Origin of the sequence: Maricaulis virginensis, assembly GCF_027922185.1 — a bacterium.
GTDB lineage: Bacteria > Pseudomonadota > Alphaproteobacteria > Caulobacterales > Maricaulaceae > Maricaulis > Maricaulis virginensis.
Map to the genome: position 1 here is coordinate 54,798 of NZ_BSFE01000010.1, position 12,837 is coordinate 67,634.

Annotated in this window: 16 protein-coding genes; 1 reads left to right on the top strand and 15 read right to left on the bottom strand. The window is 65.8% G+C overall.

From position 1 onward, the window contains the following. Positions 1-12 precede the first annotated feature (12 nt). The 12 genes from panB to PKE71_RS14630 all read right to left on the bottom strand — a co-directional run bounded on the left by panB (position 13) and on the right by PKE71_RS14630 (position 9,143). On the bottom strand, positions 13-840 hold the full coding sequence (gene panB, locus PKE71_RS14575; RefSeq protein WP_271187726.1) for a 3-methyl-2-oxobutanoate hydroxymethyltransferase: 828 nt from the start codon (positions 838-840) through the stop codon (positions 13-15). A 77-nt stretch (positions 841-917) separates the two neighbouring features. Then, on the bottom strand, positions 918-1,262 hold the full coding sequence (locus tag PKE71_RS14580) for a hypothetical protein (protein WP_271187727.1): 345 nt from the start codon (positions 1,260-1,262) through the stop codon (positions 918-920). Next, positions 1,259-1,801: an RNA polymerase sigma factor gene (locus PKE71_RS14585; protein WP_271187728.1), complete on the bottom strand. Its 543-nt coding sequence runs from the start codon at positions 1,799-1,801 to the stop codon at positions 1,259-1,261. Before PKE71_RS14585 ends, PKE71_RS14580 begins: the two co-directional genes overlap by 4 nt. A gap of 14 nt (positions 1,802-1,815) precedes the next feature. Beyond that, positions 1,816-2,196 (bottom strand): DUF6249 domain-containing protein, encoded by a 381-nt coding sequence (locus PKE71_RS14590; protein ID WP_271187729.1) that lies wholly within the window; start codon positions 2,194-2,196, stop codon positions 1,816-1,818. Positions 2,197-2,285: 89 nt separating this feature from the next. After that, complete coding sequence (locus PKE71_RS14595) at positions 2,286-2,846, bottom strand: NnrU family protein (RefSeq protein WP_271187730.1); 561 nt, start codon at positions 2,844-2,846, stop codon at positions 2,286-2,288. Between the two features lie 90 nt (positions 2,847-2,936). Then, the gene (locus PKE71_RS14600) at positions 2,937-3,260 is read right to left on the bottom strand and encodes a hypothetical protein (RefSeq protein ID WP_271187731.1); all 324 of its coding nucleotides are present in this window, start codon (positions 3,258-3,260) and stop codon (positions 2,937-2,939) included. Further along, positions 3,253-3,783: an RNA polymerase sigma factor gene (locus PKE71_RS14605; RefSeq protein WP_271187732.1), complete on the bottom strand. Its 531-nt coding sequence runs from the start codon at positions 3,781-3,783 to the stop codon at positions 3,253-3,255. The genes PKE71_RS14600 and PKE71_RS14605 overlap by 8 nt, the downstream gene beginning before the upstream one ends. Positions 3,784-3,785: 2 nt before the next feature. Next, entirely contained in the window at positions 3,786-4,205 is a 420-nt protein-coding gene (locus PKE71_RS14610) for a hypothetical protein (protein ID WP_271187733.1), read from the bottom strand. Positions 4,206-4,292: 87 nt separating this feature from the next. Then, complete coding sequence (locus PKE71_RS14615; RefSeq protein ID WP_271187734.1) at positions 4,293-4,919, bottom strand: SH3 domain-containing protein; 627 nt, start codon at positions 4,917-4,919, stop codon at positions 4,293-4,295. Positions 4,920-5,002: 83 nt separating this feature from the next. Then, a complete protein-coding gene (locus tag PKE71_RS14620) occupies positions 5,003-5,860 on the bottom strand; it encodes an AraC family transcriptional regulator (protein ID WP_271187735.1) in 858 nt (285 codons plus the stop codon). An 87-nt stretch (positions 5,861-5,947) separates the two neighbouring features. Continuing rightward, positions 5,948-7,540, bottom strand: coding sequence for an ABC-F family ATP-binding cassette domain-containing protein (locus PKE71_RS14625; protein WP_271187736.1), 1,593 nt, complete (start codon positions 7,538-7,540; stop codon positions 5,948-5,950). 154 nt (positions 7,541-7,694) lie between these two features. Then, positions 7,695-9,143: an alpha/beta fold hydrolase gene (locus tag PKE71_RS14630; protein WP_271187737.1), complete on the bottom strand. Its 1,449-nt coding sequence runs from the start codon at positions 9,141-9,143 to the stop codon at positions 7,695-7,697. Between the two features lie 134 nt (positions 9,144-9,277). On the opposite strand from PKE71_RS14630, the gene PKE71_RS14635 reads away from it, so the two are divergent. Then, positions 9,278-10,804 carry a LytTR family DNA-binding domain-containing protein gene (locus PKE71_RS14635; RefSeq protein ID WP_271187738.1) on the top strand — a complete coding sequence of 509 codons (1,527 nt, stop codon included), beginning with the start codon at positions 9,278-9,280 and terminating at the stop codon, positions 10,802-10,804. A 20-nt stretch (positions 10,805-10,824) separates the two neighbouring features. Here PKE71_RS14635 and PKE71_RS14640 read toward each other — a convergent pair whose 3' ends face one another. From PKE71_RS14640 to PKE71_RS14650, 3 genes are all read right to left on the bottom strand, one after another. Beyond that, the gene (locus PKE71_RS14640) at positions 10,825-11,400 is read right to left on the bottom strand and encodes a 2'-5' RNA ligase family protein (protein WP_271187739.1); all 576 of its coding nucleotides are present in this window, start codon (positions 11,398-11,400) and stop codon (positions 10,825-10,827) included. A 71-nt stretch (positions 11,401-11,471) separates the two neighbouring features. After that, entirely contained in the window at positions 11,472-12,434 is a 963-nt protein-coding gene (locus PKE71_RS14645) for a sirohydrochlorin chelatase (RefSeq protein WP_271187740.1), read from the bottom strand. 111 nt (positions 12,435-12,545) lie between these two features. Beyond that, complete coding sequence (locus PKE71_RS14650) at positions 12,546-12,755, bottom strand: SlyX family protein (RefSeq protein WP_271187741.1); 210 nt, start codon at positions 12,753-12,755, stop codon at positions 12,546-12,548. Positions 12,756-12,837: the final 82 nt, after the last annotated feature.

The window sequence follows — 12,837 nt, forward strand, 5'->3', positions numbered from 1 at the left end:
CGGCAACAGAGCTCAACCGTCCTGACGCGTCATGGTGTAGACCTGCGCCGTCGCCGGGAAGCTGCGATCACGTACCTCCTCGGCATAACGCTGCACCGCCGCAGTGGTGCGTTCGGCCTGGTTGTCATAGCGCTTGACGAATTTCGGCGTCCATTCGAACACGCCCAGCATGTCCTGGGTGACCAGGACCTGGCCGTCGCAGGCCGCCGAAGCGCCGATGCCGATCGTGGGAACCGGCACTCTCTGGGTGATCTCGAGCGCCAGATCCTCGGCCACGCCTTCCACAACGATGGCAAAGGCCCCCGCATCGGCGGTTGCCATGGCTTCGTCGATCACTTTCTGACGTTCCGCGCGGGTCCGCCCCTTGGCCTTGAAACCGCCATCGGCCAGCGCCGCCTGGGGCCTCAGCCCGATATGCCCCATCACCGGGATCGAGCGCTGGGCCATGAAATCGATGGTTTCGGCGGCATAGGTGCCGCTCTCGATCTTGATCGCCTGGCAACCGGTCTCGGACAGGATGCGCGCGGCATTCTCGAACGCCTGCTGGGGGGATTTCTCGTAGCTGCCGAACGGCATGTCGACCGTCACCAGCGCGCGCTTGGCGCCGCGCATCACGGCCTGGCCGTGCAGGATCATCATGTCGAGGGTAACGCCGATGGTCGAATCGAGCCCGTGCACCACCATGCCGACACTGTCACCGACCAGCAGGAGATCGCAGTGGGGGTCGAGCAGCCGTGCCATCGGGGCGTCATAGGCCGTCAGGCAGACGATCGGCTCACCGCCCTTGCGGGCCCGGATTTCAGGAGCTGTGATGCGGCGGGTCTGGGTCTGGGCGGACATGGCTGTCTCTCCGGGGTTGGCCGGAGAGACTAGCTCACAATGCTGCAGCGCAAAAGCCTGCCCTCGCCCGTTCAGGATCAGCCGGCAATACGGCGCGGCAGGACCACTGCCACGAGACCGACAGCGACAGCCATCGCGGCCGCGGCGAGCACTTCCGGCGACATCAGGAAGCCGGCATTCGCCAGCAATCCTTCGGTCGGCACATGCATGTTGCCGAACACGCTTTCAAGCTGGGTGCCGGCGATGGCCGACCCGGTAGAGCCGGCACCGCCCAGGATCAGGACCCGCTTGCGGTCCGGACGGGACAGGCGCTCGACCACCGTTCTGGAAAAGGCTTCGCTCTCGCTGTCGCGTTCCAGCGGGGCTGCGGCGTCGGCAAAGGCCGCCTTCAGCCTTGCATCGAATGCATCATCCATCGTCATGACGCCATTTCCTCAGCTTCCTGGAAGTAGGCCTGCAATTTGGCCCGCCCCCGGTTCACATGCGATTTCACCGTTCCCAGCGGCATCCCGGTCGCCTCGGCGGCTTCGGAATGCGACAATCCGCAGGAGTAGCACATCACGACCGCGATGCGTTCCTCCTCCTTCAATGTGGCAAGCGCCCGGTCGAGATCAACCACATTGCCCATGTCCCGTGGCGCTTCGCTGTCATCCAGCCCTGTCTTGAACTTTTCCATCGCCCGCTCCGTCGAGCGCCGCTTGCGCGCGGCCATCAGGAATTCGGTATAGGCGATCGAGCAGAGCCAGGACTTGAACGCGCCCTTGCCAGTGAAGGTGCCGATCTTCTCGTAGGCGCGGATGAAAGCGTCCTGCGCGAGATCGTCGGCCAGGGCATGATTGCGGCACATGCGCTGCAGCATCCCCCTGACCAGCCCCTGGTGACGCCGGACCAGCTCCCCGAAAGCCGCCGCATTCTTGGTGGCGACCACGAGGGCGACAAGTTCTTCGTCCGGCGCCTTCATCGGCGGCGTCCTCCTCAGGCCTGGTCTTTTTTGCCGAACAGGCCGAACCCGATCAGCACCAGACCGATCAGGCCCGGGAAGGCGGCGACGGCCGGCATGATGTACATGGCTTCTTCATCGCCTTCGACCGCGAAGATCGCGAAACCCAAAACCATCAGGGCCAGTGCGATGGCCACCAGGATCGAACCGCTCTTCAGATCGCCATTGGAATCCTTGCGTGGCATACCCAGTGCGCGGATCGTCTCCGGCGTCATGGTCTGCCCGTTGCGGATCGCCTCCTCGACCACTTTCAGCGTGGCCCGGCGATTGCGCGACACCGCACTCATTGCGATCCAGACGATAGCCACCACCATGATGAAGGGCGACATCGACACCAGCATGACTGTCAGGTCCATTTTCGTAACTCCCGTATCTGGGCGGGTCCGCACAATGCTGCCCGTTTGACACCTTGATGCACCATTGTGCGGAATTGGATGCAGGCGGACTATCCGATGATGGCCACGCCGAACAGATACATGTGAAGATTCATGATGATAAGGGCTGAAAGTGCGCCCAGCACGATCGCCGTCAGATCTCCGCCCCACCCCTTCACGACCGGCGGCGGGGTCTCGCGCAGCCAGGACGACACGAACGTCACCAGCGACCAGACGAAGAAACTGCCGAACAGGACCAGCGCGGCCCGTTCGCCATTGGCAAGGAAATGCGCGCCTGCCCACAGCATGACCCCGGCCAGCATGGGGTGACGCACCCAGTGGCGGATATGTCCCGGCGCATAGGCGGAGACGATGAGGATCAGCCCCACGGGCACCAGGGCGAAGGCCAGATGACGCGTCCAGACCGGCGGTGCCCAGACGGTTCCGGCGACGGGCTGGGCGAGCATCATGCCGTAGATGATGAGGCCGAAACCCACGAGCGAAATCGCGGTATAGGCCAGCTTGTAGGGTGTTTCCCCCAGAGCCGACTGCAAGGCCGGCCGCGCGCCCGGCACCACGCGCAGCGAATGAACGCCCAGAAACAGAACCAGACCGGTGATCAGGACCAGCATGCGCACCTCCCCGCTGTCCGGGCCCGAGTATAGGCGATTCACGCCCGCGTCGCGGGGGCAAATGGCTGCCGCGGGAATTCAGGGGTCTGGCTAGCGCAAATTCGGCAGGCGTACACGCAGACGGCCGTTCAGCCAGAAGTGGCCGATCAGGGCCACGCCCAGCGCCAGCGGCAACGTCAAAAGCGCGAAACGGGACTCTCCACCCCGGAACAGGGTTTCCAGCACATCTCCCGCAACGGGGGCCATGATCAGCACGAGCAGGCAAACCACCAGCCCCTGCCCCAGCCGTTCGGCCAGTTCCCGCCTGAAGCGGCGGCGGGCAACATCGGCCATCACGGCCAGCCGGAAACCGGGGTCGCGCGCCGGCACATCGCCAGCGCGGAAGAAGTCCTGCAGCGGATCGTGTTCACGCATCGACCACTCCCAGAATGGCGATCAGACGGGTGCGTCCCCGGCTGACATGGGATTTTACCGTACCCAGCGGCAAGTCCAAGACACTTGCCGCATCGCTGTGCGACCAGCCGCCGGCCAGGCACAGCGCGACCGCGGCGCGCTGTTCCTCAGGCAATTGCCCCAGCGCCTGCTGCATCGCCAGCGCCATTTCGCGCTGCGGCTCGTCACTCACGGGCTGCAGTGCCTGCCAGGCCGTCTCGCGGGTGCGCGAGCGGGACATCGAGCGCGCCCGTGCCTTGGCCTTGCGCCAGGCGATCGCGAACAGCCAGGATTTCAGCTTCGTCCCGTCGCGCAGGCTGCGCAGATGCGTCCAGGCATCGACGAAGGCATCCTGGGCGATCTCGTCGGCATCGGCGTCATTGCCGCTCACCCGCCGCAAGAAGCCGCGGACCGGCGACTGATACCGGTCCACGATGCGGGCAAAGGCCTGATCCGATCCCGACCGGGCCGCCGCGACCAGCGCGCCGTCGTCGGGGGTCTGCATGATCAGTCATTCCTGCGGCGGCGCGAAAACAGGCCACTGAAAAGGAATGCCACCGCCAGAACGCCCAGGACCATGGAAATGAAGTACATTTCACGGGTGGTACCGCCCAGCAGGCCGGCATAGCCGGTATAGGCAAAGACCCCTGCCAGACCGGTGAACAACACGACCAGGAAGACATGACCGCCTCCGGGGCTTCCGCCGCTCTCTTCGCCGGAGGAGTGATACTCGTGGCGGTGCGTGTTGTCGCTGTCGAGCGAGGCAAGCAATTCCGCCGGTGGCTCCTTGCCAGCCGCGGTATAGCTCTTGATCAGGTCGATCTTGGCCTGGGTGCGCTTGTAGCGCATGAAACTGCCCCAGCCGGCCGCAAGAAAGAACCCCAGCGGAAACAGCAGCCACCAGTAGCTGTGGAAGATCTCGACCATCGCATTCGTCCCTTTCCGGCGGCACCCCGCGGTGCCCTTCGATATCAGGTTGCCGCCGGGACCCCGTCCGGATGCAGCACCCGGAAATTATTCTGCAACCGGTGTCCGGCAGCACCCGTCCAGCAGCCGCCGTCCCTCGCCGTCTTCAATATCCGCGCTGACATGCCAGCCATAGCCCAGATCGCTCATGCCGTCGGAACAGGCCTGCGGCGATACAAGTGCAAATCCGGTCACCTCCCCCTCGAACCGGTAGACGAAGGGATGCATGCGGCCACGCGCCGTGCGCGCATCGCGCACCTCGAAATCGCGTTCCTCACCCATCGAAATCGCGTCATTGAAACGCCCTTGGCCATTAGTATCGATCTCAAGCCCCCAGAAGGGTTCGGTCCCGGCACAGGCGAATCCGCCCGGCGCCGACTGTCCGGGAATATCCGGCCGCGCGTCTTCCGCCAGATAGGCGAGACTCACCCAGCCTTCCGCTCCCCGCAGCAGGACCCGGCCCCAGCCGTGCCGCGTTTCCAGCACCTCGATCCGGCTTGCCCCGGGCGGCAAGGATCCCACAAGTGCACTGGTCGGGCTGGGCGTACGGCGGACATTGAGGACGTCGTGACTGTCGACATTGACTACGCGATAGACCGCAGGCTGAGCCTGTGCGGGTCCGGCGGTCATCAGCACGGCGAGCCCTGTCACCGCTCCGGCCAGATATGCGCGCATGGTCTGTCTCCTCGCTGCCGGCACCAGACTATCCGGACCTCCTGTCCGACCTCAAACCGGATGTCAGCAAACGGGGACGAAAATCAGGCAAGCGGCAGGTAGATATCCGAGCGCCATTCCGCTTCGGGGCGGCTTTCCGGATCGTCGACATAGTTCACGATGAGGGGCCGGTCGGCGATCAGATGCGTGTCGTCCGCCATGACAAAGGCGTAGAGCCGGTCGATCGTGTCATGCAGCGTCGTATAGCTGCCCACATGGCGCAGGCGGGCATGCCGGCCGCCGGCGATATCGAGCAGCTCGACCTCACCCTGCGCCGGAAAGTCCTCGCCAATCTCGATGGCGCAGTCGAAATGGAGGTCTGCGGGATCGCAGAAGCGCGGATCCTCGTGCCAGACACCCCAGATTCCGCGCAGGCTTTCCATCGGAAGCTGCGAGAAGACGGTGGCGAACAGGCGCTCATAGGTCCGGTTCAGTTCGGCATAGGCGCCGATATTGCGGATCGCGAGCAGGCGCAGCGGGTCGGTGGAGACGATCTCGACCCGCATGGGCGTCGCAGCGTCGGCGCCTTGCGGCTGCAGCAGGCGCTCCAGAAGGCTGCCGCCTCCCGCCCGGATCTCGCTCGCCGTTGCACCGGTCGCAGCCTTGATGGCCCGCGCGAAGGACTGGCTGGTCGCATATCCCGACGCCGCGGCCGCCTGCGTCACGGTCAGACGGTCATCCTGAAGGGCTGGCGCGGTGCGGACCAGACGGATGCGGCGCACGGTTTCCGCCGGGGTCTCACCCGTCATGATCCGGTAGATGCGATGAAAGTGAAACGGCGAAAGCGCCGCCACGCCCGCCAGGGTATCCAGATCCAGCAGGGCTTCCTCGTCGGCCGCCTCGATATGCGCCACGACCCGATCGATCCGGTCGGCATAGCCTGCACGATTATCCGCTCTCATCCCCATTCTCCTGTGTCCGGGTCGCAATGATACTCGCCCGCACGGGCAGACACAGCGTGCCTGTTCTTGCTCATTTGCCCCCGGTGATCAGGCGGCGGGCACCTCCAGCGTGATCGTGCGCGAGACACCGATCGCGTCCAGGAAGCGCGTATCATGGCTGGCGACCAGAATGGCGCCGTCATATCCGGCCAGAGCCTGTTCCAGGAGTTCCACGGCTTCCAGATCGATATGATTGGTCGGCTCGTCCAGGATCAGCAATTGCGGGGCCTCGGCCGCGCAGGCGAGACAGGCCAGTCCGGCCCGCATCCGCTCGCCGCCGGACAGGACGGAAACGGGCTTCTCCGCAGCTTCTGCCCGGAAGGCATAACGCGCGAGCGCGGCCCGCACCGCATTCTCGGAGAGCTTAGGATTAAGCCGGCGGGCATTGGCTGCGACCGACAAGGCTGGCTCCAGAAAGGTCACGGCCTGGTCGAGCAGCGCAAAGCGCTCATGCCGGCCCGAAACAGCGCCGCTGTCCGGCTGCTGCCGCCCGGTCACCAGATCGAAGACCGTGCTCTTTCCAGACCCGTTGGGACCGGCAAGCGCGATCCGTTCCGGACCTGTGATCTCAAACGAAAGCGGACCGACAATCCGCCGCCCGTCGCGCGAGAAGACCAGATCCCGGACACTCAGCACCGACTGGCTTGCGGCCAGGCCGCTGGCGGGAAGATCGATACTGAGCGGCGTGACGATCTCGACCTTCTCGCGGGCCGCATCGTATTCGGCCCCGGCTGTTTCCAGCTGGCGCGCCGACATGCGGGCAACCCGGCTGTCACTGCCTTCGGCCCGGTTCTTGCGCGCATCCAGGAGGATTTTCGGCTGTCCGCCCGAAGCGCGCACCTGGCGGCCTGCCCGGTCTGACCGCGCCTTGCGCTCGGACCGCTGACGCGCCGCGGCGCGGGCCTGGCGGACACCGGCCTCGGCCCGTTCGGCCTCCGCCTCGACGCGCGCGAGCCGGGCTGCACGGGCCTCCGCGAACGCGGTCCAGCCACCCCCGGTCACCGTCGCCCCAACCGGGGTCAGTTCGACGATCCGGTCCATGCACTCCAGCAGGTCCCGGTCGTGGCTGGCAACGATGATGCCGCCGGACCAGTTCTCGATCAGTGAGAGGATGGCCGCCCGGCCATCGGCATCGAGATTATTGGTCGGCTCGTCGAGCAGCAGGATATCCGGTTCGGCCAGCAGCATGCGTGCGATCGCCAGACGCGTTCTCTGGCCACCGCTGGCGGCCGCAGCCGGACGGTCAAGCGGCCAGGCCGGCAATCCGACCTGCGCCAGCGCGGCCTCGACGCGGCTTTCCAGCGTCCAGTCGGCATGATCGAGATCGGCGTCGCTCGCCGTGCCATCGAGAATGCGCGCAAGACAGGCCTGCGCATCTTCCACCCCCAGCGCTTTTGCAATGGTGGCGGCACCGGCGCAGGCGTGCTGTTCCATCAGGGCGATCTTGCCCGTGACGGAGACCTCGCCGGCGGCGGGTGCAAGCGCACCGGAGAGAACATGAAGAAGGGTCGACTTCCCGCAGCCATTGCGGCCGACAATGCCGGTGCGTTCCGCCCCGAAGGCGAGCGTCAGGTCCGCGACGAGCGGACGGGCATCAGGCGTGGCGAGGGAAAGACTGGAAAGCGTGATCGAAGCGGACATGGCAAACACCGGCAAAAGCAAAACATTGGGTTTCGATTTGCAGGTGGTTGTTCATCATGCGCTCCGGGTTCGAGATCCGATGAGGCCGGTATGACCGCGCCCGGCCCGGAAATCAAGCCGGGCCGGGGCGGTATTCGTGAACAGTCCGTCCCGCCTAGAAGGGCAGTTCGGTGAAGTCGGGCAGATCGACAATGATCTCTTCGGCCCCCACCGGCTCATTGCGCATGAAGCGGTGCATGACATCGTGGACCTCGCTCGAGGTCATGAAGAGATTGTGCCCGGCATTGCGCACGATGACCTGTGTCACATGGGACAATCCGGACACCGCTGCAGTCTGGCCTTCCGGATAGGTGCGCCCGTCCAGCGTTCCGGTGAGCAGCAGGACCGGCGTGTCGCCGGCCGGTGCCGCGCGGAAATCATCACCCAGATCGAAGCCGTTCCAGGCCCCGCGGATCTGCGGCATGGGATGGTTGAGATACTGGCCGACAAGTCCGGTTTCGGCCTGGCGTTCGAATTCTGCCAGACGCGCATCGCCGATACCCGACGCCAGATCCATGGCCGTCGGCATGGCACTCAGCGAGATCGGCTCACCCGGCGTGTGGAAGCGTTGCAGAAGCCCGATGGCCAGTCCGGTCTCACCGGCGTCGAGTGTCGCATAGAGCGCCAGCAGGATGGCGGCGTATTGCGGGTCGGAGATCAGGCCTGAACTCATTTCCTGCATGTGCCGCCGCTGCAGCAGAACGGACGCCACCGAACCATCCTGCTGCGGGATCTCCAGCAGGATCGGCTCGGCCTCCAGGCGCGCGTGCACGCGGCGCATCAGTCCGGCGATATCGGGATAGCGGGCCGCGGCTTGCGGCTGGCTGTCCACGGCCGCCTGCAGGCGGGCGAAATAGGCGTCGGTATAGGCTGGCATCTTCACCGTCTGGTCGAGCCCTTCGGCACTGGCGATGATCACGCGGTCGATCTCGTCGGGGATATCCTTCAGCGCCGCCAGGGCCAGATGGCTGCCATAGGAGATGCCCCACAGCGTGACGGTGTCGGCGCCGAGATGGGCGCGCAGGTCCGAAATATCCTGCACGCTCTCGCGCGTCGTATAGCCCTCGATAGCGACGCCTTCGCCGCGCCAGAATGCACCGCATTCCTCGACAGCCTGCCGGTAGGCCGCGCCATAGTCGGCATCGGACACCGGCTCGGTCTCGGACACCTGGACCGAGGAGACACAGCGCGGCAGGCGGGTCGAGTCGCCGGTGCCACGCTGGTCGAAGGCGATGACGTCGCCATGCTGGCGCATCGCCATGAACAGTTCGAAGCGCGGCCCCTCTGCCGTACCGCTGCCCGAACCGCCCGGCCCTCCGGCCAGGTAGACGATCGGCGGTCCATCGGCGTCACCGGTCGCGGGGAAGCGGACATAGGACAGGGTGATCATGCGGCTGCCGGGGTCGGACCGGTCTTCAGGCACCTGGAAGGTGCCGCGCAAGGCGTCGACGCTGTCGCCGGACCGGGCCGTGAAGGTGATCGGCTCTTCGGCGCCTGCAGCCGGGATCAGCGGCAGCGCGATGGCAAGACCGGCAATGACGAGAAGGGATCGGATGGGGAACATGGGGAGACCTCTGGGGTTGCTTCACCCTCATCCTCGGATGCCCTGCGCCACCGCACACGCCGCGATCTGTGAGCGGTCATGACCGGCCTGCAAACGGCATCGGCCTTCGCCGGGCGGCAGGCTAGACTGGGTGAATGAAAACCATCTGCGCCCTCCTCGCCGCCATCGCCACCAGCCTGCTGCTGTCCATTGCGGCATACGGTCAGCCCGGGGCCCATGTCGACACGGCGAATGTGAGGGTGTGCCCCGTCGACGATCCGGCCCGGATTCCGGACTTCTCGGGACCGCACTGCGAAACCACGCCGCTATGGTCCGTCGATCCGCAGGGCCGGCATCTCTGGGTGCAGGCGCAGCTGGTCCTGCGTCCTGAAAACCTCGACGGTCCCGGCCCCTTCGGCCTGCAGGTGCTCGCCAAGGCCTCCAGCGAAGCCTGGATCAATGGCACCTATCTGGGCGCCAATGGCCGGCCCGCCGGCACGCGCGACGCGGAAATTCCCGGCCGGATGGACAGCGTGATCTATGTTCCGCGCGCCCTGGTGCAGGAGGGCGAGAACACGGTCGTGCTTCGCCTGTCGGCCCAGCATGGCTTCATCCGGCTGGCAGCCCCGATGCATCGCGTTGCCTTCGGCCCCTACCGGGACCCGAGCCGGCGCATGATCCTGGCCTACTGGCCATCCCTGATCACATTCGGCGCTTTCGCGGTCGGCTGCCTGTTCTTTGGCGTCACGGCCCTGCGCGGTGAAGACCGCGAGGGCTCGGCCATCCTGTCGGCAGCCTCGCTGTTTGCGGCGATCCAGTTGCTGGCCGAAGTCTCGCGCTCGCTCTACCCCTATCCCTACCCCGTGCACGAGATACGGCTGGTCGCCATCCTGGTCTGCGCCTTCGGTTTCGGACTGTGTCTGAACGCCTACGTATTGCTGCGCCTGAGCAGACTGGCTGTCAGGGCGCGCATGCTGCGCCTGACCGGACTGGCCGCTATCATGGTCTTGATCGTGGTCGTCGTGCCCGGTTTTGACGGCAAGACCGGCTACGCGCTTCTGGCCGCCGTGGCGGCCGGCATTATCGGGAGCATCATCTGGAGCATCGGGAAACGTCCCGGGGCCCCGGCCTATCTCGCGCTTTTTTGCGCGTTTGCAGCGCTCATGATCGCTTTCCCGACCGACTTCATCGACACGTATTTCTATCTCGCAGCCGGCGGCATGCTGATCTTTCTCTTCTACCGCCAGGCCCTGACCCTCGTCGGCGAACGCCAGCGCCGGCAGGCCGAGGAAAGACGCGCACGGCAGCTCGAGACGGCCCTGGCCGAAGCGCGCCAACGCACAGCGCCTGTACAGCTGCAGCTGGTCAGCGCCGGACGCGTGGATTACGTGCCCACGGACAGGATCGTGCAGCTGAAAGGCGCCGGAGACTATGTCGAAGTCCACCATGATGACGGCCGCACGGCGCTCTACAACGGCTCGCTGGCAGGGCTTGAGACTGAACTGCCGGAGACATTCCTGCGCGTTCACCGCTCTCACATCGTCAACACGGCTTTCGTCAATGCGCTCGAGCGCGATGCGTCGGGTGTCGGCCGGCTGCTTCTGACCCAGGGCAGCGAGGTGCCGGTGAGCCGCCGCATCATGCCGAAGGTCAGAAGCGCTCTCGCTTCGCCTGCGGACTAGGCTGGCCGATCATCAAGCCGTCACTCGGCGCCGAGCGGCCAGCGGTCGAGGATGACATGCCGGGTTTGCCCGAGCAGGCTGTGCACAAGCACAAACTCGCCCGCGGTCCAGATGACGGGCCCGACGGGATGGACAGGGATCATCACGTCATCATAGAGCAGTGTGACATGTGGCGAATACGGCCCGGCCTTGCGCCCCAGACCGACCGCCATCATCGCCCGTCCCAGTGTTCGCTGGAACGCCGTCACGACGGTCTCGCTTTCGCTCGATTGCAGGACGAAGGGCCGGTTGCCGGAGCGCCCTGCAAAACTGCCGGCCCGGTCGAAATGCGGTCTGAACATCGGGGCGGACACCAGGTCTCCGGCCTGACGCGCCTTGGCGACGATATCCGCCGGCAGGCCGTGATAATCACCCAGATGCGACAGCGTGATATGGAAGCGCTCAGCCGCCAGCGCAGGGCCGGTCAGGCCATGCCGCTCCCGCAGCTGTGCCGCAACCGCCGCGATCCGTTCTGCTGTGCCCGGGTCGGGAAACAGGGCGAAGAAGAGACGATCGGTTGCACGCGTCTTCCCCAGGAGGCTCAGCTGTTCAGACATGGGGGCTCCAGCGACTCACCGAGCCTCAACCTCGCGGTCCGTCCGGGGTCCGGTCAAGCGCGGCGCTCGCGCTAGTGATGAGACATGTGCATCCGGTCGGCTTCCGGTGCAGCGGCATGCGCCTCCTCGGGCAGCGGCGCCTCGAACTCGCCCGCCCGCATGTTCTCGATCTGCCGGCGCACCCAATGCTCCACCTCGACACTCGGCAGGAGGCCGCGGCCGGATGAGGCATAGTCCAGACCTTGCAGAACCTCGGCATAGGGGCCGAAGCCCTGGACCCGATAAGGCAGGACGATCGTGCGTCCCTCGCCTTCATTGGCCGCTGTCACAAAGTCCCGGATCCGCACTTCGGCAGCTTCGCGCGCCTCCGGCCAGTCCTCGCGCAGCGTCTCGACACGAACCTCGCGGAAGGGCATCGCCTCGCGGACCGTGTCCGCACGCGCATCGATCCAGTCGATCCAGCGCCGGTTTTCCGCATCGTCGCCGGGACCGTGGGCGAGGATCAGAACGCTCTCATTCTCCGGCGTTTCGCTGAGCGCACGCGCCCGCTCGACGAGCACCGCACCCATTTCCGGCGCTTCGGCCAGCCCTTCGGTTGAGAGGGCGTACTCCGCATCGGTGTCGAGGCGCCAGTACTCCATGCGCATGCCGTGATGGCCGCCCTCTTCCCCGTCCATGTCTTCCGGTTCAGGCCGCGCCGGCGCGCCGGTGTCCAGGCCGATGATCTCGCGCGTGCGCTCGTACCAGCTCTCACCGGAGATGAAGAGGCGCACCACGCCGATCCGGTCGACACCGCGGCTCTCCAGCCGGTCGACGGCCTCCTGCAGGCTCACCGCATCGGCCATGCCGAAGGCGAGCTCCAGCGGATAATCCTGATCGATCGGCGCGAGCATGTCGCGGACTTCGCCGTTCCACGTCTCGCCGCCACCATGTGCCATGACCAGGACGCCGAACCCGTCGGCCTCGTTCTGGGCGGTCGCGGAGGCCGTCGCGAGGCTTGCAGCCGTCATCGCAGCAAGAATGGGGAGTTTCATGATCGCACTCAGGGTCAGCCATCGGACAGGCCGCAGCCATAATGCGATTGTTTCTCAGACGCAATAAGGACCGGTGCGACCGACTGCCGCCCCGGCCTCCGCCTAGCGCGCTCAGTAGTGCGGCGGCGGTGTGTTCTCCGGCAACGGTGCCTGGTCCTCCAGCGTCGCCACACGCGACATCAGCTTGTCGATCCGCCGCTCCAGCCGGCGAATGTCTTCGCGCTGGGCCAGCACGACCTCGTTGAGCTCCTCGATCATACGATCCTGGTGCGAGATGTGGGTCTCGAGACTGTCGAGGCGGGCGGCCTGGCTGTCGATCATGATCGGTCTCCCGGAGAGGTTTGCTTGGGTGGCGTCACCCTATGCTGCATCGCGCGGGGCTCGAACAGTCTTCTGCATCCGG